At 67.2% G+C, this 20,992-nt stretch carries 18 protein-coding genes; 7 read left to right on the plus strand and 11 right to left on the minus strand.

The features are described from left to right. The first annotated feature begins 284 nt into the window (after positions 1 to 284). From pgaA to pgaD, 4 genes are read left to right on the plus strand one after another with little or no spacing between them, the layout of a single operon-like run. A complete protein-coding gene (gene pgaA / locus AC5P5R_RS06910; protein WP_100438758.1) occupies positions 285 to 2,312 on the plus strand; it encodes a poly-beta-1,6 N-acetyl-D-glucosamine export porin PgaA in 2,028 nt (675 codons plus the stop codon). 1 nt (position 2,313) lies between these two features. Beyond that, complete coding sequence (gene pgaB, locus AC5P5R_RS06915) at positions 2,314 to 4,200, plus strand: poly-beta-1,6-N-acetyl-D-glucosamine N-deacetylase PgaB (RefSeq protein WP_005413999.1); 1,887 nt, start codon at positions 2,314 to 2,316, stop codon at positions 4,198 to 4,200. Between the two features lies 1 nt (position 4,201). Continuing rightward, on the plus strand, positions 4,202 to 5,458 hold the full coding sequence (gene pgaC, locus AC5P5R_RS06920; RefSeq protein ID WP_049395393.1) for a poly-beta-1,6-N-acetyl-D-glucosamine synthase: 1,257 nt from the start codon (positions 4,202 to 4,204) through the stop codon (positions 5,456 to 5,458). Next, the gene (pgaD, locus tag AC5P5R_RS06925; RefSeq protein WP_005410359.1) at positions 5,455 to 5,925 is read left to right on the plus strand and encodes a poly-beta-1,6-N-acetyl-D-glucosamine biosynthesis protein PgaD; all 471 of its coding nucleotides are present in this window, start codon (positions 5,455 to 5,457) and stop codon (positions 5,923 to 5,925) included. Before pgaC ends, pgaD begins: the two co-directional genes overlap by 4 nt. Before the next feature lie 135 nt (positions 5,926 to 6,060). Here pgaD and AC5P5R_RS06930 read toward each other — a convergent pair whose 3' ends face one another. The 11 genes from AC5P5R_RS06930 to AC5P5R_RS06980 all read right to left on the minus strand — a co-directional run bounded on the left by AC5P5R_RS06930 (position 6,061) and on the right by AC5P5R_RS06980 (position 17,451). Then, entirely contained in the window at positions 6,061 to 7,332 is a 1,272-nt protein-coding gene (locus AC5P5R_RS06930) for a glutamate-5-semialdehyde dehydrogenase (RefSeq protein ID WP_099497580.1), read from the minus strand. Beyond that, positions 7,329 to 8,486, minus strand: coding sequence for a glutamate 5-kinase (proB, locus tag AC5P5R_RS06935; RefSeq protein ID WP_024958393.1), 1,158 nt, complete (start codon positions 8,484 to 8,486; stop codon positions 7,329 to 7,331). The genes AC5P5R_RS06930 and proB overlap by 4 nt, the downstream gene beginning before the upstream one ends. Positions 8,487 to 8,497: 11 nt before the next feature. Continuing rightward, the gene (locus tag AC5P5R_RS06940) at positions 8,498 to 8,761 is read right to left on the minus strand and encodes a YciI family protein (RefSeq protein WP_005414003.1); all 264 of its coding nucleotides are present in this window, start codon (positions 8,759 to 8,761) and stop codon (positions 8,498 to 8,500) included. Further along, positions 8,761 to 10,056, minus strand: coding sequence for an argininosuccinate lyase (gene argH / locus AC5P5R_RS06945; protein ID WP_100438760.1), 1,296 nt, complete (start codon positions 10,054 to 10,056; stop codon positions 8,761 to 8,763). Before argH ends, AC5P5R_RS06940 begins: the two co-directional genes overlap by 1 nt. Before the next feature lie 20 nt (positions 10,057 to 10,076). Further along, complete coding sequence (gene argC, locus AC5P5R_RS06950) at positions 10,077 to 11,030, minus strand: N-acetyl-gamma-glutamyl-phosphate reductase (protein WP_100438761.1); 954 nt, start codon at positions 11,028 to 11,030, stop codon at positions 10,077 to 10,079. Beyond that, entirely contained in the window at positions 11,027 to 11,629 is a 603-nt protein-coding gene (locus AC5P5R_RS06955; protein ID WP_049418141.1) for a GNAT family N-acetyltransferase, read from the minus strand. The genes argC and AC5P5R_RS06955 overlap by 4 nt, the downstream gene beginning before the upstream one ends. 3 nt (positions 11,630 to 11,632) lie before the next feature. Further along, the gene (locus AC5P5R_RS06960; protein WP_005410366.1) at positions 11,633 to 12,961 is read right to left on the minus strand and encodes an acetylglutamate kinase; all 1,329 of its coding nucleotides are present in this window, start codon (positions 12,959 to 12,961) and stop codon (positions 11,633 to 11,635) included. A gap of 25 nt (positions 12,962 to 12,986) precedes the next feature. Next, positions 12,987 to 14,075: an acetylornithine deacetylase gene (locus AC5P5R_RS06965; protein WP_005410367.1), complete on the minus strand. Its 1,089-nt coding sequence runs from the start codon at positions 14,073 to 14,075 to the stop codon at positions 12,987 to 12,989. Between the two features lie 151 nt (positions 14,076 to 14,226). Beyond that, entirely contained in the window at positions 14,227 to 15,423 is a 1,197-nt protein-coding gene (locus tag AC5P5R_RS06970; protein WP_100438762.1) for an argininosuccinate synthase, read from the minus strand. 119 nt (positions 15,424 to 15,542) lie between these two features. Next, positions 15,543 to 16,553, minus strand: coding sequence for an N-acetylornithine carbamoyltransferase (locus AC5P5R_RS06975; protein ID WP_005410369.1), 1,011 nt, complete (start codon positions 16,551 to 16,553; stop codon positions 15,543 to 15,545). Positions 16,554 to 16,887: 334 nt separating this feature from the next. Next, entirely contained in the window at positions 16,888 to 17,451 is a 564-nt protein-coding gene (locus tag AC5P5R_RS06980) for a glycine zipper 2TM domain-containing protein (RefSeq protein ID WP_024958440.1), read from the minus strand. A gap of 187 nt (positions 17,452 to 17,638) precedes the next feature. On the opposite strand from AC5P5R_RS06980, the gene cysS reads away from it, so the two are divergent. From cysS to AC5P5R_RS06995, 3 genes are read left to right on the plus strand one after another with little or no spacing between them, the layout of a single operon-like run. Beyond that, complete coding sequence (gene cysS / locus AC5P5R_RS06985) at positions 17,639 to 19,015, plus strand: cysteine--tRNA ligase (protein ID WP_005410371.1); 1,377 nt, start codon at positions 17,639 to 17,641, stop codon at positions 19,013 to 19,015. 54 nt (positions 19,016 to 19,069) lie between these two features. Further along, positions 19,070 to 19,522, plus strand: coding sequence for a SufE family protein (locus tag AC5P5R_RS06990; RefSeq protein WP_005410372.1), 453 nt, complete (start codon positions 19,070 to 19,072; stop codon positions 19,520 to 19,522). Then, entirely contained in the window at positions 19,519 to 20,766 is a 1,248-nt protein-coding gene (locus tag AC5P5R_RS06995; protein WP_005414014.1) for an MFS transporter, read from the plus strand. The genes AC5P5R_RS06990 and AC5P5R_RS06995 overlap by 4 nt, the downstream gene beginning before the upstream one ends. Positions 20,767 to 20,992 lie beyond the last annotated feature (226 nt).

Raw genomic sequence — 20,992 nt, forward strand, 5'->3', positions numbered from 1 at the left:
ACACCGGGCTGACAATTCCGGGCGGATAGTGCCCACGAATGCCCATCCTTGCCGCGTGCCGGCATCGGGCATGGGGGCGGCAGCGCCGCCCAGGCCGCCATTCGGTGTGCGGGGGACTCTCGTTTCAGACAAGACATTGCAGGTCGCTGTCCGGGTTTGTATCCGTCCTTGCTGGACGGGAATGCACGAAGGGAGTGACGCGGGCCACGGCCACGCCAAAAGCCGGCATGTGATGTGCGTCACATTTCTCAGGTTGTCTGGTTCGGAAGCCAAGGGGGTCCCCAATGGTTGTCCACCGCCGGCTGGCGCTCTGCGTCGGCCTTGCCTGTACCGCCTTGGCCTGGGCCAGCAGCGCTGCCCCGCCTGACCGCGAGGCGGCCCTGGCCGAGATCGGCCGCTACCGCGACCAGGCCCGCTGGCTGGATGCCCTCGGCGCGATCGAGCGCGCCAGCCAAGAGCAACCCAACGACGACCTGCTGTTCAAGCTGCGCGTACTGACCCTGGGCGACATCGGCAACGCCTGGCGCGCCTGGGAGCTGTACCAGCAGCGCCCGCAGCTGTTCGACGCTGCACAGAAGCAACGCATCGAAGGCGACTACCTGGCCAAGCTGGTGGTCTGGAGCCTGGCCTACAGCAGCAGCGAAGACAGCCGCCTGGAAGAAGCCGAATCGACCCTGGCGCGCATGCAGCGCTACCTGGGCAGCGAAGGCACCCCGCCCGCGCAGGCGCCGCTTCGCGTCCGCATGGACCGGCTGATCCTGCTCAACCGGCTGGGCCGCCATGCGCAGGTGCGCGAGGAAGCCCGCGCACTGCAGGCCGAAGGCCATGCCCTGCCCGACTATGTGCTGCCTGCGGTCGGCGATTCGCTGATGGGCACCCTGCATCCGGAAGAAGCCATACCGGTGCTGCAGGCGGCAGTGGCCGGCGACCCGACACGCGATGCCTCGCATTCGGAACTGGCCTATGCCTACCTGGAGAGCGAGCAGCAGGAAAAGGCGATCGACCTGCTGCAGGCCTGGCGTGACAAGGAGCCGGCGTGGCGCTGGAGCAACGGCAAGTCACCGTACGCGAACTGGTCACGTTACGAGGCCGACCTGAATCTGGCGATGGTACGCGCCTACAGCGGCGACCTGCGCACCGCACAGCACGACCTGGAATCGATGGTCGACATCGCACCGGGCAACGGCGGCCTGCAGAGCGCGCTGGGCAGCGTGTACATGATGCGCGGATGGCCACGCATGGCACTGCAGCGCCAGCAGATGGCACATGCGCTGGACCCTCGCGACATCGAGCCGCGGCTGGGCATGGAGGAGGCCTACGTCGCCCTGCAGCGCGATGACCTGGCAAGGCCACTGCACGACGATCTTGTCGCACGCTACCCGACCCAACCCGCCGTCGAACGCATGGACCAGGCCTGGCGGGCGCATCGCGGTTGGCAGCTGAAGGCATGGACCGACATTGGTCGCAGCTCCGGCGGTGGCGGCACCTCGCCGCTGGGCAACAACGACCGTCACTACGGCATGGAAGTGCAGACACCGGTGCTCGACGACCGCTGGCGGTTGTTCGCCTTCGCAGACAGGCGCTCGGTCGACTTCCAGGACCAGCGCATCGACCCGCTGTGGCTGGGCGCGGGCGTACGCTACCGTTTTGGCCGGCTGGATGCGGAAGCGGCGGTACTGCGCGCCAACGACCACATTGGCGATACCGGCCTGCGCATCGGCGTGGGTTGGCAGTTCAACGATTACTGGCATGCCGGGCTGGTGGCCGCACGCAATGACCCGGAAGCCTCGATGCAGGCGCGCGTGGCGGGCATCAGCGCTGACAGCGTGAGCGCGCAGGTCGACTACCGGCGCAGCGAGCTGACCCACTGGATGTTCGGCGCCAGCCGCTTCCGCTACGACGACGGCAACCACCGCGAGCTGTTCAGCACCAGCCTCGAACAGCGCCTGCTGACCCGCCCGCGCTGGTTGATCGACGGCCTGGCCAGTGCCTACACCAGCCGGGGCAGCCGCGACGACGCGCCCTACTTCAACCCGAAGCGCGACCGCATGGTCGAGATCGGGCTGCGCATCGACCAGCAGCTGTGGCGGCACTACGAGCGCCACTTCCGGCACCGCCTGACGGTCTCGCTCGGTGACTACTGGCAGGACGGCTTCGGCAGCGCTCTGGTCCCTTCGGTGTCCTACATGCACGAATGGCAGCTGGGCCAGGGCCGCGTGTTCGAGTACGGCGTGCGCTGGTCGCGGCCGGTCTACGACGGCCACCGCGAGCGTCATATCGGCTTCGAAGCCGCACTGCGCTGGGGAGAGTGACATGGCCCGCATCCTGCGACTGATCGTGCTCCTGCTGCTGGCCGCCACGCCGCCGGCGTTCGCGCAGCAGGCCCTGCATCTCGATGCCACTGACAACGGCCTGCTGATCCTCAGCTACCACGACATCCGCGACCGGGTCGCGGCCAAGGGCGACGCCGATACCTACGCGGTGAGCACGCAGAACTTCGCCGCGCACCTGGATTGGCTGGGGGCACACGGCTACCACCCGGTGTCGCTGTCGCAGGTGATCGACGCCTCCCAGGGACGCGCCACGCTGCCACCGAAACCGGTACTGCTGACCTTCGATGATGGCCTGCGCAGCGTCTACGACAAGGCGTTCCCGCTGCTGCAGGCGTACCGCTACCCGGCGCTGGTGGCAGTGATCACCGATTACGTGGACATGGCGCCCGGGCGCACGATCGACTATGGCTACCGGCCGTTCGGCCACGATGACTTCGTTACCTGGGCGCAGCTGAAGCAGATGCACGACAGCGGCCTGATCGAAGTGGCCAGCCATACAGACGACCTGCACCACGGAGTGCTTGCCAATCCGCAGGGCAATTCGACGCCAGCGGTGGTCACCCGCATCTACCGGCCGGCCACGCGCAGCTACGAGAGCGAGGCGCAGTACGAGCAGCGCCTGCGCGCCGATCTCGGCCGCAGCGTGCAGCGCATCCAGCAGCATCTGGGCGTGCGCCCGCGCGCCATCGTCTGGCCGTACGCGGCCTACAACCAGTTGAGCAACGACATCGCCGAACAGCTGGGCATGCCGGTGTCCTTCGATCTGGAAGGCCGCAGCACACCAGTGGCCAGCGACCTGCATGGGCTGGCGCGCTTCCTGGTCAGCGACAACCCGACCGTGGAGGGCCTGGCCTACGAGCTGCGGCGCGACGTTGCGCTCGACGGCATCCGCGCGTTGCAGGTCGACCTGGATGATGTGTACGACCCGGACCCGGCGCAGCAGGGGCGCAACCTCGATGCGCTGATCGAGCGGGTCAAACGCATCTCGCCCACCCACGTCTACCTGCAGGCGTTCGCCGATCCGGACGGCAACAACACCGCCGATGCACTGTACTTCCCCAACCGGCACATGCCGATGCGCGCGGACCTGTTCAGCCGGGTCGCCTGGCAGCTGAAGTCGCGCGCGGGGGTGAAGGTCTACGCATGGCTGCCGGTGCTCGGCTTCGAGCTGCCCGACCCCGTGCAGCGCAAGGCACTGGCGATCCACAACGGCGATGCCGACGGCATGTACCGGCTGGACTTCACCAATCCGAAGGCACGCCAGATCATGCTCGACATCTACGAGGATCTGGCCGTCAATTCGTATTTCGAAGGCCTGCTCTTCCATGATGATGGCTACCTGCGCGACACAGAACTGCCCACGCTGGCGGCCGGCGACGATGGCAGCGCTCGCACCCGGGCGCTGATCGACTTCACCCTGGCCCTGCGCGACAGTGCGCAGCGTTGGCGGCCGAAGCTGGCCACGGTGCGCAACCTGTACGCGGAGCCGGTACTGCGTCCGCAGAGCGAAGCCTGGTTCGCGCAGCGCCTGGACCTGTTCAACAAGGCCTACGACCAGACCGCACTGATGGCGATGCCGTGGATGGAAGGCAGCAGGCATCCGGAACGCTGGCTCGACCAGCTGCTGGCCGCGGTGCGTGCGCACGATCCCCAGTTGCAGCACACCCTGTTCGAACTGCAGACCGTCGATTGGCGCAGCGGGCAACCGATTCCCGCCGAGCGGCTGCGCGCGCAGATCCGCCAGCTGCAGGCGCAGGGCGTGCACCACTTCGCCTGGTACCCGGATGACTTCATCGCCGGCCAGCCTTCCACCCATGATGCCCGCGCGGCGATGTCCGCCGGCAACTTCCCGTACCCGGAGAAGTGACATGGACATGCACCCGCTGCTGCAGGTCCTGTTCCAGTTCGCCTTCTACTACCCGATGGTGATGGCGTTCTTCTGGATGTCGGGCGGCCTGTATTACTACTTCCGGCGCGAACGCCATTCGCGCCCACGCAACGACCCGCCGCTGATGGTCGATCCACCGTTCGCGAGCGTGTTGATTCCCTGCCACAACGAGTCCGCGAACCTCGACGACACACTCGGCGCGGCGCTGGCACAGCGCTATCCGGCCGACTACGAGGTGATCGCCATCGACGATGGCAGCAGTGATGACACCGGCGCCCGGCTCGACGTGCTGGCGGCGAAGCATCCGCGGCTGCGCGTGCTGCACCTGGACCGCAACCTCGGCAAGGCCAACGCGCTGCGCATGGGTGCGCTGGCGGCCCGCTCGGAGTACCTGGTGTGCATCGATGGCGATGCCATGCTGGAGGAACACGCCCTGCACTGGATGGTCTGGCACCTGGTCAGCGGCAACCGCGTCGGTGCGGTCACCGGCAACCCGCGCATCCGCAACCGTTCCACCCTGCTTGGACGCCTGCAGGTGGCCGAATTCTCCTCGATCATCGGCATGATCAAGCGCGCGCAGCGCGTGTACGGGCGCATCTTCACCATCTCCGGAGTGATCGCAGGCTTTCGCCGCACCGCCCTGCACCAGGTCGGCTGGTGGTCGGACGACATGGTGACCGAGGACATCGACATCAGCTGGCGCCTGCAGCGTGCGCATTGGGACATCCGCTACGAACCCAACGCGCTGTGCTTCATCCTGATGCCGGAAACGCTGAAGGGTCTGTGGCGGCAACGGCTGCGCTGGGCGCAGGGTGGCGTGGAAGTGATGCTGCGGCATGCGCGTTCACTGCTGCACTGGAAGGAACGGCGCATGTGGGGCGTACTGCTGGAGTACGTGCTGAGCGTGATCTGGGCCTACACCATGTTGTTCATCGTGGTGCTGTGGGTGCTGGGCAAGCTCATCGACGTACCGCCGCAGCTGTACATCGCCAGCCTGCTGCCGCAATGGCATGGCGTGATCCTGGCCCTGGTCTGCCTGATGCAGTTCGCCAGCAGCCTGATCATCGACCGTCGTTACGAAACACAGATTGGACGCAACTACTTCTGGGTCATCTGGTACCCGATGGCGTACTGGCTGATCAGTCTTTCCACCACCCTGGTGGCGTTGCCGAAGACCCTGCTGCGCCGTCGCAGCAAGCGCGCCACCTGGACCAGTCCCGATCGGGGGATCCGATGAACGCACAACGCCCGTCCAACCGCTTCGACTCGCGGATGATTCGCAAGCCGCATCGCCAACCACGCTTCCAGCGCACCGCCTGGGGCTTCGTCACCCTCGCGTTCTGGGGGTTCTACTTCTACCTGTGGGCACCGTTGGTGACCCTGTTCTCGTGGCTGATCGGCGGCCAGCTGGCCTGGCAGCAGCTGTACGAACGGCAAAGCCAGTTCGACCCCTATGTGCTGGTGGCACTGCCGCTGATGCTGCTGTGTGCCAGCGTGCTGCTGATCGGCTGGGCCGAGTACAACCGCGCGCGCTTCCGTGGCCACGAGCGACGCCTGCCGCGACCGCTGGCCAGCCTCAATGAAGTCGCGGCCGATCTGGGTGCCAGCACCGGCCTTGCCGAGCGCCTGCTGGGCTGCAAGGCCGCCACGCTGCACATGGACGATCACGCGCGGCCGATCGGTATCCGCCGCGAGGTGGTGTGACGCCCCGGTAGTCGCCGACCCGGGTCGGCGCTTGCTTGGGTAGCTGCCGACCCTGGTCGGCGCTTGGGCCTGGTGGGCGCCGACCTTGGTCGGCACCGGGGTCTACCGCGAAGGGCATCCGCGCATCGCGTGGATCTACTTGCGCGTCTGCCCTTCACCGCGCACGACGAATCGTTCGACGGTGAGTGCTTCCAGGCCCATTGGGCCGTACGCATGCAGGCGCGTGGTGGAAATGCCGATCTCGCTGCCCAGGCCCAGCTGTCCACCGTCGGAGAAGCGCGACGAGGCATTGACCATCACCACCGCCGAGCGCAGTGCGTTGACGAAGCGCTCGGCATGGCCGGCGTCTTCGGTGACGATCACTTCGGTATGGTCGGAGGTATAGGCACGGATATGCGCGATGGCCGCATCGAGGTCGTCGACCACCCGCACGGCCAGCACCAGGTCGAGGAACTCGGCAGCGTAGTCGTCTTCGCTGGCGGCGGTGCTGCCCGGCAGCAGCGGCTGCGCGTTCGTGTCGGCGCGCAGCTCCACGCCACGCTCACCTAGCGCCTGCGCCACGCGCGGCAGGAAGGCTTCGGCCACATCACGATGCACCAGCAGGGTTTCCAGCGAGTTGCAGGCCGACGGACGGCTGCACTTGCCGTCCACCAGAAGGTCGATGGCTTTGCCGAGGTCGGCGCTGGCATCCACGAACAGGTGGCAGACACCCTTGTAGTGCTTGATCACCGGCACCCGCGCATGCTCGGCAACGAAGCGGATCAGGCCTTCGCCGCCGCGCGGAATCGCCAGATCGATCAGTTCATGCAGCTGCAGCAGCTCCAGCATTGCTTCGCGGCGCAGGTCGGTCAGCACGGTCACTGCCGCCGCCGGTACGCCATTGGCCTGCAGGGCGCCGGCCAGCGCCCGGGCGATGGCGGTGTTGGAGTGGATCGCTTCGGAACCACCGCGCAGGATCACGCCATTGCCGGCCTTCAGGCACAGCGCAGCCGCTTCGGCGGTCACGTTCGGGCGCGCCTCGTAGATCATCGCGATCACGCCCAGCGGCACGCGCACCTTCTGCACGCGGATGCCGTTTGGACGCACATCGTCGCGGGTGATCTGGCCGACGGGATCGGGCAGCGCGGCGACCTCACGCACGGCTTCGGCCATCGCGAACAGGCGTGCCGGGTCCAGCGCCAGGCGGTCGAGCATGGCACTGCCAATGCCTTTCTCGCGCGCAGCGGCAAGGTCGCGCGCATTACCGGCCAGGATCAGCCCGGCATTCACTTCCAGCGCCTGGGCCATCGCCAGCAGCAGCGTGCGGCGCGCCGCACTGTCGAGGCCGGCAACGATCTGGGCCGCGTCACGGCAGGCACGCGCCTGCGCTTCGATTTCGCTCATCGGGGAGTCCTTCAAACCGGTCATGGCAGCACCAGATCGTCGCGATGGACGACACTGCCACCGTAGTTGTAGCCCAGCACGGCCTCGATGTCGCGCGAATGGCGGCCGGCGATCCGGCGCACATCATCGGCCGCGTACTGGCTGACACCGCGCGCCACGCAGACGCGGCCCTGTGGCGCGTTCCAGCACACCTGCACCATGTCGCCACGGCGGAACATGCCCTCCGCGCCGGTGATGCCGCCGGGCAGCAGCGAGGCGCCCTTCTCGCGCATCGCCTGCGCAGCGCCGGCATCGATCACGATCGCACCCTCGACCAGCGGCGCGTGCCGCAGCCAGTGCTTGCGGGCCGCCTCACGGCTGCGCGCGGCGTGGATACGGGTACCGAACAGGCGGTCCTGGGCCAGCGCGCGTACCACGTCACCGCTGCGGCCATTGAACAGATAGGTTTCGATGCCGAGACGACCCGCCTTCGCTGCCGCTTCCAGCTTGGTCCGCATGCCGCCGGTACCGGCGCGCGAGCCGGCGCCGCCGGCCATCGCCAGCACCTCGTCACTCAGTTCCGGCACGTCGTGCAGCGGCCGCGCGTCGGCCACGGTGCGCGGGTCGGCGCTGTACAGTCCGTCGATATCGGTGGCGATGAACAGCGCATCGGCATCGACCAACGCCGCCACCGTCGCCGCCAGGTTGTCGTTGTCGCCAAGCTTGAGCTCGTCCACCGACACGGTGTCGTTCTCGTTGACCACCGGCAACGCGCCCAGCCGCAGCAGTTCGTTGAGCGTGGCGCGGGCGTTGAGGTAGCGGCGGCGGTTGCGCAGGTCGTCATGGGTCAGCAGCACCTGCGCCACCGGGCGCTCGAAGAAGCGCTGCCAGAGCCCGATCAGCTGGGCCTGGCCGAGCGCAGCCAGCGCCTGCCGCGCCGCCATCGCCGCGCCAGGTTCATCGGCCCGCGGCAGGATCGCGCGCCCGGCAGCGACCGCGCCGGAAGACACGATCACCACCTCGCGCCCGGCCAGGACATTGGCCGAGACGAACTGCGCCAGGCCCAGCGCGTGGCGTGGTGACAGGCCGCCGCCATCGGCTGCCAGCAGGCTGCTGCCGACCTTCAGCACCGCACGCCGCCATGGCGGCAGCGCTTGTTCGGGGAACGGCGAGGCGACGTTGGCAGCGTGCTGGATCATCGGTCAGTGTCTCAGCGGGTGTTCCATTCGTGCACGGTCAGCTCGGAGGCCTGCATCGTCACCAGCGGATCGGTGGCGACGATGGCCTGCGCCTGCGCCAGGCTGTCCACGTTGCACAGCACATAGGCGCCACCACTGCCGTCGGCGAAACCACCAGTCAGCTGCAGCTTGCCCTGCGCCTGCAACGCATCGAGGAAATCGCGGTGCGGCTGCACCGCTGCATCGTTGAAGTCCGGCCGGCGCATCGCCATCACCAGGTAGACAGTGCCCGCCATCAGGACAGCGCCTGCCAGCGCGCGCGCAGTTCGTCCAGGCGCAGGTCGGCGGCCGAACCCGGCGACACGCGCGCGGCGAGGCTGCCTTCCGGGGTACGCCCCTGCCCTGCACTGTCGGCACCGGCCGCAGCGGCCTTGTAGGCCTCACGGAACGGCACGCCGGCCACGGCCGCTTCCACCGCCACGTCGGTGGCATACATGCCCGAATCGATGGCCGCACGCAGCTTGTCGTGACGCCATTCCAGGTTGGCCAGCAGCGCCGGCAGCAGCTCCAGCGCGGCCAGGCCACGGCCGAAGCCGTGGAAGATGGCACCCTTGGACGACTGCAGGTCGCGGTGGTAGCCCGACGGCAGCGACAGCAGCTGCTCGATCTCGGTGCGCGCTGCGGCGACGCTGGCGTGGGTCGCACGCATCAGCTCGATCACGTCCGGGTTGCGCTTGTTGGGCATGATCGAACTGCCGGTGGTGTACTGCGCCGGCAGCGCGACGAAGCCGAACTCGGCGCTGGTGAACAGCGACAGGTCCCAGGCGATGCGGCGCAGGTCCAGCGTGGCACCACCGAGCGCTTCCAGCGCGGCCAGCTCGAACTTGCCGCGCGACAGCTGTGCGTAGATCGGCGAGATCTGCATGCGCGCGAAACCGAGCGCGGCCGTGGTGTGTTCGCGGTCCAGCGGCAGGTTCACGCCGTAGCCGGCAGCCGTGCCGAGCGGATTGGCATCGACCAGCGCATGGGTGTCACGCGCGCGGATGGCATTGTCGATGAAGGCCTCGGCCCAGCCCGCCCACCACATGCCGGCCGAGGACACTACGGCGCGCTGGATGTGGGTGTAGCCGGGAATCGGCAGGTCCTTCTCGGCCTGTGCGCGGTCCAGCGCGACCTTGGCCACTTCGGCGCTGAGCTGTGCCACGCGCTGCAGCTTCTCCTTCAGCCACAGGCGGGTGGCGACCAGGATCTGGTCGTTGCGGCTGCGGCCGGTGTGGATCTTGCGGCCGGCATCGCCGAGGCGTCCGGTCAGGCGGGCTTCGATCGCCGAGTGGCCATCCTCATACTGGGTATCGAGCACGAAGCGGCCTTCGCGGAAGTCCTGCGCCAGCACCTCCAGTTCGCGCAGCAGGCCGTCCAGCTCGTCGGCACTGAGGATGCCGATGTGCTGCAGGCCTTGTGCATGTGCGGCGCTGGCGGCGATGTCATGCAGGAAGAACTCGCGGTCGAGGATCACGTCGTCGCCGGCGAGGAAGGTCTGGATCTGGGCGTCGACAGCGACGCCGGGCTTCTGCCAAAGAAGGTCTGCCATGGGGGCTCCGGAAGGCGTGTTCAGTGCGGGATGGACATCAGTTCGTCGATGCCCAGCGCGAGGTTGAGGTTCTGCATGGCCTGGGTGGCCGCGCCCTTGAGCAGGTTGTCCAGGGTCGCCACCACGACGACCCGCTTGCCGCCCGGGGCCAGGGTGAAGCCACCGACCTGGGCACCGTGGCGGCCGGCGATGCGACTGACCCACGGCGCTTCATCCACCACGTCGATCAGGGGTTCGCCGGCATAGGCCTGCTGGAAGCGCTCGACGATCTGTTCGCGGGTCTGCACGCGGTTCAGCCACAGGTTGGCGGTAAGCGTGATGCCCCGGAAATGCGGCGCGACATGTGGCATGAATTCAACAGCCACGCCCAGCTGCACCGACACCTCCCGCTCGTGCACGTGGTTGGTCAGCGCGTAGGGCATCAGGTTGTCGGCCAGCAGTTCGACGTTGTTCTTGTCCGACGGCGTGGTACCGGCGCCGGAGTAGCCGGAGACACCGAAGCACTGCGGCGGACCGGCCAGCAGGTCCAGCAGCGGATGCACCGCCAGCTGCATCGCCGTGGCATAGCAGCCCGGGTTGCTGATGTGCTTCTGGCCGTTGCAGCGGCCGCGGGTCAGCTCCGGCAGGCCGTAGTACCAGCTGTTGTCGAAGCGATAGTCGGCCGAGAGATCGACGATGACGGTGTCCGGCTTCGCCGCTTCCAGCGCAGCCACGAACGGTGCGGCCAGGCCATTGGGCAGGGCCAGGATCACTGCGTCCACACCCTTGGCCGCCACCGCGTCGGCGTCCAGGTTCTCGTACTGCAGATCGCCCTGGAATTCCGGGTGATGGTCGGACAGGCGCTGCCCGGCGCGCTCGCGCGAGGAGACGAAAGCCAGTTCCAGCCGCGGATGGGCGGCCACCAGCTTGATCAGCTCGGCGCCGGTATGGCCGCGGGCACCGACGATGCCAAGGGTAAAGGTCGAATCGTTCATGCGTGGCTGTCCAGGCGGTACTGCAGGTGGCGCTTCACGCCCTGCCATTCCGCGTCGATGATGGAGAAGATGACGGTGTCGCGCGGCGTGCCGTCGGCATGCCGCTTGTGGTTGCGCAGCACGCCATCCTGCTTGGCGCCGAGGCGGGCGATGGCAGTGCGCGAGGTGGCGTTGAACCAGCTGGTTTCCAGCACCACGCTGATGCAGCCCAGCGTTTCGAAGGCGTGCTGCAGCAGCAACAGCTTGGCTTCGGTGTTGGCACCGGTGCGCTGCACGCGCGGCGCATACCAGGTGTAGCCGAGGCTGAGTTTCGGCACACCGGCATCCATGTCATAGAAACGGGTACTGCCAACGATTCCGCCAGCCGCATCACGGATCACGAACGGCAGCACCTTGCCTTCGCTCTGCGCCTGCAGCGCGGCCCGCACATAGGTCTCGGCCTGTTCCGGCGACGGCACCTGGGTGTACCAGAGCTGGTCCAGGCCGCTGCCTTCAAGCGCATCGCGCAGGCCGGGCACGTGTTCCATCTGCAGCGGCTGCAGGGTTACGTGCTGGCCGCGCAGGGTGGGAACCGTGTTCCAGGCATCGAGGTTGCTCATTGCTCAGCCCTGCAGGCTCGGGGTGCGCTGCGCGCAATGATCGACATAGGTCTTGATCCGGTCGATGCCATCGGCACCGAACCAGAATACCTTCCAGTGGTCCTGCTTGTAGCAGCCGTCGGATTCGGCGTAGTAGAAGTGATTGATCGGGTTGCCATGGCGCGAGCGCCAGAACAGCTGCGGCGTCTCCTCCAGCATCACGTTCCAGACCGCACGGCCCAGGCCCTCGCCCTGCGCGTCGTCGAGCACGGCGAACTTGTCCAGGTACACGCCCTCTGCCTCGTCGGTGAGGATGACCGCGGTGCGGTAGTTCTCGCTGACGTAGGCACGCAACAGCTTGGTCTTCTCGAAATAGTCCGGCACCAGCGCGCGGCCGAAGCTGGATTCGATCAGGCCCTTCAGGCGCGGCAGGTCCAGTTCGTTCCAGGCGGTGGCGCGCAGCACCTTTTCACCCTTGCGCACCAGCGTGCCCGAACCCTTGTGGGTGAACAGTTCCTTGGCCAGGTCGGCCGGGCGCGTGATCGACACCGACGATTCCAGCGGCAGGCGGTCGAGCAGATCCTTGATCTGTTCGATCTTCACCTTCATGCCGCCGTGGATCCACGGCTGCGCGATCAGGTGGTCGTACTCGGTGGACAGGTTGATCGAATCGATCACGTTGCCCGCCTCGTCCAGCAGGCCGCCCGTGCCGGTCAGGAAGATGATCTTGTACGGCTGCAGTTCCTGTACCAGCTCGTTGGCGGCGAAGTCGGCGTTGACGTTGAGGATCTGGCCGCCGGCGGTCTCGCCCAGGCTGGTAATGACCGGGATCGAGCCGGCGCGCAGGCTGGCCTCGATCGGTGCCAGGTTGACCTTCTTCACCTCGCCGACCAGGCCGTAGGTATCCACATCCAGGTACTCGGCTTCGAACACGCCGCCGGTGATCGAGGTGGCGCGCGCGCCGTTCTGCTGCAGCGCCTCGACCAGCCGCAGGTTGGACTGCTGGAACACCCGGCGCACGATCGCCAGCGCTTCCGGCGAGGTCACGCGCAGGCCGTTCACGGTCTGCTTCTCGATGCCGGCGGCCGACAGTTCGGCATCCAGCTGCGGGCCGGCGCCGTGCAGCACGATCGGGGTCAGCCCGACTTCCTGCAGGAACGACAGCGAAGAGGTCAGCGCGTCGAGGTCGTCGCGCAGCACCGCGCCGCCGACCTTGACCACGGCGAAGCGCTTGGCATCCAGCTGCGAGAAGCGCTTGAGGTACTGGCTGATCTCCTTCGCGCTGGCCATGCTGGAAAGCAGGCGCACGATGGTCTGGCGGGTCTGGCGATGGGGCTGGAGGGCAGGAGACATTTCGGTTTCGTCGGAAAGGGAAGAATCAGGCGCCGGCGGCGATGATGCGGTGCACGGCGTCGGTGTAGCGCTGCAACTGCTCCAGCGTCACGAACTCATCGGCGGTGTGGGCCTGGGCGATGTCACCCGGGCCGAACACCAGCGTGGTGTAACCACCGGCCGAGAACAGCGAGGCCTCGGTCCAGAAGTCCACCGCGTTGCCGATCGGCAGTTCCAGCGCATCGGCCACGTCACGTGCCAGCAGGCGGCGGTTCTCGGCTTCGGCGATGTCGCCGGCCGGCAGGCTGGGGCCACGGAAGGTTTCGGTGAATACCGCCGCTTCCGGCTCGGCGAAACCGGCGAAGGTGGCCAGCAACGCGTCGATGTTCATCGACGGCAGCGGCCGGAAGCCGAAGCGCACTTCGGCAGCGGGCGCGATCATGTTGGCCTTGATCCCGCCTTCGACGCGGCCGATGTTGAAGCGCAGGCCCGTCAGCCCACCGAAGCGCGCCGAAGCCAGCGATTCCACATGGTCCAGCGCGCGGTTGCCCCAGCGCATCGCCTGGTGCAGCGCGCTGGCAGCCGCATCCTGCTTGCCCGAGGCGTGCCCTGCACGACCGGCGAACTGCATCAGCACGGAGCTGATGCCGCGATGCGCCAGCACCGCTTCGCTCATGGTCGGCTCGGCCACCAGCACCGCTTCGTACGGAATGCCGCGGGCCAGGAACGCGGCGATGCAGCGCGGATCGTTGGCTTCTTCATCGCTGGAGAACAGGAACGCGGCATCACCATCGCTGGCATTGGCCGCAGCCACCAGTGCAGCGGCCGCGCCCTTGATATCACACACGCCCAGGCCGACCACGCGGTCGTCCAGGCGCCGCATCACATGCGGGTCCGCACTCCAGTGCGGCGAGTCCGGCACCGTATCCAGGTGCACGTTGAACAGGTACTTCGGCGTACCACGCACGGCGTACAGGCTGACCGCGCCCGCGCCATGGTCGATCACCTCGACGTTGAAGCCGGGCAGGTTCGCGCGCAGGTAATCGAAGATGCCACCGGTGGTGATCGCACGCGGCGGGTTGCGGGTGTCGAAAGACACCAGGGCCTGCAGGTGATCGAGCGTCTGTTCAAGCATGTGTCTGAATATCCGTAGGGTTCGAAATCGGTAGTGCCGGCCGCTGGCCGGCTCCGCAATGATCCAGCCGTGCCACGAGCCGGCCAGCGGCCGGCACTACCCTCCATCGACGTTGCGAGGCGCCGGCCAGCGGCCGGCACCCCGTCACAGGTCAACCACGATTGACCTGCGCATAGACAGTGGAGCTCATCCCGAACAGCTTGATGAAGCCTTCGGCCTCTTCCACGCCCCAGTCGGCCGACTGCGCGTAAGTGGCACCCTTGGTGTTGAGCAGGTGCGGCGACTTCACCGCCACTCCATCGACGCGGCCACCGCGGGTTTCCAGCACCACTTCACCGTTCACCTTGGCCTGCGAGGACTTCAGGAAGGCTTCGATGTCGGTCTTCAGCGGGTCGTGGTAGAAGCCTTCGTACACCAGCTCCACCCACTTGCGCGCCACGTCCGGCTTGAAGCGGTTCTGCTGCTTGGTCAGCACCGCATCTTCCAGCGCGCGGTGTGCGGCCAGCAGCGAGACCAGGCCCGGGGCCTCGAACACGATGCGGCCCTTCAGGCCGATCACGGTGTCGCCGGTGTACACGCCGCGACCGACACCATACGGGGCGAACAGCTTGTTGAGCTGGGCCAGGATCTGGTCGCCCGGCAGCGCCTTGCCGTTCAGTTCAACGGCTTCGCCTTCAACGAACTTCAGGGTGACGGTCAGCGCCTGCTCCGGCCACTCGCTGCGCGGTGCGCACCAGCCACGAGCGCCCTCGCCCGGGGCTTCCCAACGGTCGATCTCGCCGCCGGACATGGTCAGGCCCAGCAGGTTCTCGTTGATGGTGTAGGCCTGCTGCTTGGCGCGCACGCCGAAGCCGCGCTCTTCCAGGTACTTCTGCTCGTAGGCGCGGGTCTGGGTGTGTTCCTTCTGGATCTCGCGGATCGGCGCGATGATCTGGTAGTCACCCAGCGCCTTCACGGCCAGGTCGAAGCGGACCTGGTCGTTGCCCATGCCGGTGCAGCCGTGGGCGATGATGTTGGTGCCCAGTTCGGCGGCACGCTTCAGCGCGGCATCGACGATCAGGTAGCGGTCCGAGACCAGCAGCGGGTACTGGCCCTGGTAGCCTTCGCCGGCCCACACGAACGGCTTGACGAAGCCTTCCCAGATGGCCGGGCCACCGTTGACGGTGACGTGGCTGGTCACGCCCAGTTCGGCGGCGCGCTTTTCGATGAAATCGCGCTCTTCATCATCCACGCCGCCGGTGTCGGCGAACACGGTGTGCACGTTGTAGCCGCGCTCCTGCAGGTACGGCACGCAGAAGCTGGTATCCAGGCCGCCGGAGAAGGCGAGAACGACGTCTTTGTTGCTCATGGGAGTCAGGTCCACTTGGGGGATGGGAATTCGGTAGAGCCGACCGTTGGTCGGCTGGAATGTTGGATGCGCCGCTGCGGGAGCAGCCGACCAACGGTCGGCGCTACCCCTTGTTCGATCTAGCGCCCGGCAACCGCCGCCATGATCGCCTTCTGCACGTGCAGGCGGTTCTCGGCTTCGTTGATGGCGATGCACTGCGGCGAATCCATCACCGCGTCGGTGGCCTTCACGTTCCGGCGCAGCGGCAGGCAGTGGCTGAACACACCGTTGTTGGTCAGTGCCATCTTCCGCTCGTCCACGATGAAGTGCTTGAACTGGTCGCGGATCGGCTTCTCCGGCTCCCAGTTGCCGAAGAACGGCAGCGCGCCCCAGCTCTTGGCGTAGACCACGTCGGCGCCGGCGTAGGCGCTGTCGATGTCATGGCTGATCTTCAGCGAACCGCCGCTCTCGGCCACGTTCTGCTCGGCCCAGCCCATGTAGCGATCGTCGAGGATGTAGTCGGCGGTCGGGCACAGCAGGGTCACGTCCATGCCCATGCGGGTGGCGATGGTCAGTGCCGAGTTGGCCACGGCCGTGTTCAGCGGCTTGGGGTGGTAGGTCCAGGTCAGCACGTACTTCTTGCCACGCAGGTCCTGGGTGCCGAAGTGCTCCTGCAGGGCCATGACGTGGGCCAGCTCCTGGCACGGGTGGGTGATGGTCTCCATGTTGATGACCGGCACCGGCGAATACTTGGCGAAGCTGTTGAGGACGATGTCCTGGCGATCGTAGGCCCAGTCGATGAACTTGGGGAACGCACGCACGGCGATGATGTCGCAGTAACGGCCCAGCACCTTGGCCACTTCCGCAATGTGCTCCTCGGTATCGCCGTCCATCACCGTGCCGAGGTTGAACTCGATCGGCCACGCATCCTTGCCCGGCTGCAGCACCACCGCGTGGGCGCCGAGCTGGAACGCGCCCAGTTCGAAGCTGGTGCGGGTGCGCATGGAGGGGTTGAAGAACACCAGCGCGATCGACTTGCCCTTGAGCTGGTCGCCGAGCTTGTTGCGCTTGAACAGCGCGGCCTGGGTCAGCAGCGCGTCAAGATCGCTGCGGCTCCAGTCCTGGGTGTTCAGGAAGTGCTTGGGGGACATCATCTTTCCTTGCGTGGCGGCGCCGGGTTCGACGCGGTGGAAGGGAAAAGCAGGAAGCAAAGGTGGATCGAAAAGGTTGCAGTTGCAGCTTTCAGCACATGCATTTTTGAAGCGCGGAAACGAAAAAACCCAGCCGGCGGGCTGGGTTTTTTTCGGACGAACAGCAGAAAGCTCCGGTTACCCAGCGAGGATGTGGGGTTCCGGTCGACGCGCACGCGAGGTCATGCCCGACGCCTGCCGGGCTGCGCTGCTGTCGTGCTGGAAGTCGGTGAGCTTCATGGCCGCCAATCTTTGCATGCGGCCGGGGCCGACGCAAGGGGCCGGGGTCGCAGAATCAGGGATTACCGGCGGCGCCCTGCTCGGGGCCGACCCAGGGGGTGATCGAAACCCGGATCTTCAGCCGGTTGCCGGGGTCTTCCGGCAGGCGCGACCGGTACTTGGTGCCCTTGTAGACGTAATCCACGTCATAGGCGATCGGCCGGCGGAATTCACGCCCGACCGGCACGATGCGGCAGTCGCGGGTCAGCATCGGGCCGTTGTTGGCCGGTGCCGGGGCAGGCGTCTCGGCGGCGGTCTCCTCGGAGACCTCTTCATCGCTGCGCTTGAACATCGAGCGCACCGAGTCCCAGAAGCGGCTGATCCGGCCCTTGTCCTCGACCGGCTCTTCACCGGTGACGTTGACCGGGGCCAGGGTGCGGGTCGAGATCGGCTCGCAATGCTCCTCGGTGCGGGTCGCGCGCAGGGTCTGGAACACCGGCTCGACGTTCAGCACCTGCGCATAGTCGAACTTCACGTTCTCGACGATCACCACCCGGTTGCGCGGCTCGGCCTCCTGCGCCTGGGCCACGGCGGCCGTCGCCGACAGGCAGGCCAGGGTCAGCAACGCGGTGGATTTCAGTGGCGACGGGAGCAAGGACACGGCAATAGTGTAGGCAGTGACGAGCGCAAGGGGCTGAACATTACCCGTCCACGCCGCTCCTGCCCACCCCACCTTGGGTGGAGCCGGCGTCCACCGGTGGCAATCGGCGCCCCAAAGCGGGCCGACACGTTCTAAAATCACAGGCTTGCCCCCCAGCCACAGCCCCATGACCCTGCGCCTGCACAACAACCTGACTCGCCAGCTCGAACCGTTTACCCCGCTCGATCCGGCCTGTCCGACCCTGTATGTGTGCGGCCCCACGGTCTACAACTACGTGCATATCGGCAACGCCCGTGGCCCGGTGGTGTTCGGGGTGCTGGCCGATCTGCTGCGGCGGCGTTTCGGTGGCCTGCGCTACGCGCGCAACATCACCGACGTGGACGACAAGATCAACACCGCTGCACGCGAGCAGGGGGTGCCGATCAGCACCATCACCGACAGGTTCGCCGCCGCCTACCGTGAAGACATGGCCGCGCTGGGCGTGGTGCCGCCGGACATCGAGCCGGAAGTGACTGCGCACATGCCGCAGATCATCACCATGATCGAGCAGCTGATCGCCAATGGTCATGCCTATGCCGCCGAAGGCCATGTGCTGTTCGCGGTGGCCAGCTTCGACGGCTACGGCAAGCTCTCGCGACGCGATCCGGAAGAGATGCTGGCCGGCGCCCGCGTCGATGTCGCCCCCTACAAGCGTGATCCGGGCGATTTCGTGCTGTGGAAGCCGTCCAGCGACGACCTGCCCGGCTGGGAATCGCCCTGGGGCCGCGGCCGCCCGGGCTGGCACATCGAATGCTCGGCGATGGCGGCCGCCCATCTGGGCGAGACCATCGACATCCATGCCGGCGGTGTCGACCTGCAGTTCCCGCACCACGAGAACGAGATCGCGCAGAGCGAATGCGCGCATGGCGGCAGGATCTTTGCCCGCTACTGGCTGCACAACGGCATGCTCAACTTCGGCGGCGCCAAGATGAGCAAGTCGCTGGGCAACATCGAGCGCGTACACGACCTGGTGCGCCAGCATCCGCCGGAAGCGCTGCGCCTGGCCCTGCTGTCGGCCCATTACCGGCAGCCGCTGGACTGGTCCGATGGCCTGATCGAGCAGTCGGTGCGCACCCTGGACCGCCTGTACGGCACGCTGCGCGAGCTGGCGTCGATCGAAGCCAGCGCGGTGATCCCGGCCAGCGTCGAGGCGACCCTGGATGACGACCTGAACACCCCGCAGGCACTGGCCGAAGTGGCCCGCATCGCCGCCGATGCACGCCGCGCCACCGACCCGGCCGAACAGGCACGGCTGAAGGGCGAGCTGCTCGGCGCCGGCCTGGCGCTGGGCCTGCTGCAGGCCGATCCGGCGCAGTGGTTCGGTACCGCTGCGGGCGATGACGGCGACGATGCCCGCATCCAGGGCCTGATCGACGAGCGTGCTGCGGCCAAGAAAGCGCGTGATTTCGCCCGTTCCGATGCCATCCGCGACCAGCTGGCCGCCGAAGGCATCGTGCTGGAAGACACCCCGCAGGGCGTGCGCTGGTCGCGCAAGCGCGGCTGACCTGCCCTGCCCCGTGGCCGGCCCGCCGGCCACGCCCCCACTGTAGAGACTGTTGTGACCGACTCCCCGTTCCCGCTTGAACCTACCGCCGCCGAGGCCCAGACCGCCATCGCCGAGGAATTCGGCTTCTTCGGCGACTGGTCCGAGCGCTACCAGTACCTGATCGACCTCGGCCGCAAGCTGCCCGCCTTCCCGGACGAATGGAAGACCGAAGAGCACCGCCTGCTCGGCTGCCAGTCGATGGTCTGGATCGTGCCGGAAGGCAACGCGCAGTCGCTGCGCTTCCATGCCATCAGTGATTCGGCCATCGTTTCCGGCCTGATCTTCCTGGCCCTGCGCGTGTACTCCGGGCGCTCGGCACAGGAAATCCTGGACACCGAGCCCAGCTACATCCAGGACATCGGCCTGGCCCGTCACCTCTCCCCCACCCGCAGCAACGGCGTGGCGGCGATGCTGGCCTTCATCCGCGAGACCGCGCAGGCCCAGCTGCAGCGCGACCCGTCGTGAGCGAGCCTGCCACAGCCGAAGACACCGCGCTGGGCCTGCTGTCCCGGCCCGGTTTCGCCAAGCTGCTGGCCTACCGCATCTTCGCGATGCTGTCCTACCAGGTGGTGGCGGTCACCGTCGGCTGGCACATCTACGAAGTCACCCGCAATCCGTTCTCGCTGGGCCTGGTCGGCCTGGCCGAGGTGCTGCCGTTCTTCTGCGTGGCGCCGTTCGCCGGCTATCTGGTCGACCACCTGCCGCGCCGTCGGCTGGGCATGGTCGCCTGTTCCGGGCTGATCGCCACGGCGCTGGTGCTGACCGGCGTTGCGACGGGTTGGCTGCCGTTCGAGGGCGTATGGCCCATCTATGCGGCCATCGCCCTGACCGGCATGGTCCGTGCGTTTCTTTCGCCCATCTACAACGCACTGTTCGCCCGCGTGCTGGCCCGCGATCAGTTCGCGCGCGGCGCCGGCCTCGGCGCGGTGGTGTTCCAGGCCGGCATGGTGGCCGGCCCGGCGCTGGGCGGCGTGCTGGTTGGCTTCGGCGGCAAGGGCCTGTCCTACGCGGTGGCTACGGCCTTTGCGCTGGTGGCGATGGCCTGCCTGGCCACGCTGAAAGTGGAGGAGCCGGTGCACACCGGTCCGGCCGCGCCGATCTTCAAGAGCATCGCCGAAGGCGCGCGATTCGTGGTCGGCAACCGGATCATGGTCGGCGCGATGGCGCTGGACATGTTCTCGGTGCTGCTGGGCGGCGTGGTGGCGATGCTGCCGGCCTTCCTGCACGAAATCCTGCACCACGGCCCCGAAGGCCTGGGCATCCTGCGCGCGATGCCGGCGCTCGGTTCGGTGTGCGTGGGCCTGTGGCTGGCCCGCCACCCGCTGCACCGCAATGCCGGCCGCGTGTTGCTGTTCGCGGTGGCGGGGTTCGGCCTGTGCGTGATCGGCTTCGGCCTGTCGCAGCACTTCTGGCTGTCGGCGCTGATCCTGCTGTTCTATGGGGCCTTCGATGGCGTCTCGGTGGTGATCCGCTCGACCATCCTGCAGCTGGCCACGCCGGAAGAAATGCGCGGACGGGTGTCGTCGATCAACGGCATCTTCATCAGTTCGTCCAACGAGCTGGGCGCGTTCTATGCCGGCACGATGGCCCGTCTGCTGGGGCTGGTGCCTGCAGTGGTGCTGGGTGGGTTTGCGGTGCTGAGCGTGGCCGGGATCACCGCGTGGAAGAACCCGACGCTGCGGAAACTGAATTTGCGTGATCTGCAGTGACCCTGCGGAGAGCGCGTTCGGCGGCGCCGGGCGTTTGACTGGCCACGTCACTTTCCCTCGATGAATGGGTTTGTCACTTTCTTTGCGCGCGCAAAGAAAGTAACCAAAGAAACGCGCCGCCATCCGCGAGCCGGTGCTGCGCACCGGTGCCCTGCGCTCCTCGGTGAATCAGGGGACGGCGCCGAACTCGCTGCGCTCAAACAGCGGCGCCTCTTCGCCCCCGATT

The organism is Stenotrophomonas sp. YJH_SMC_19 (assembly GCF_059367915.1).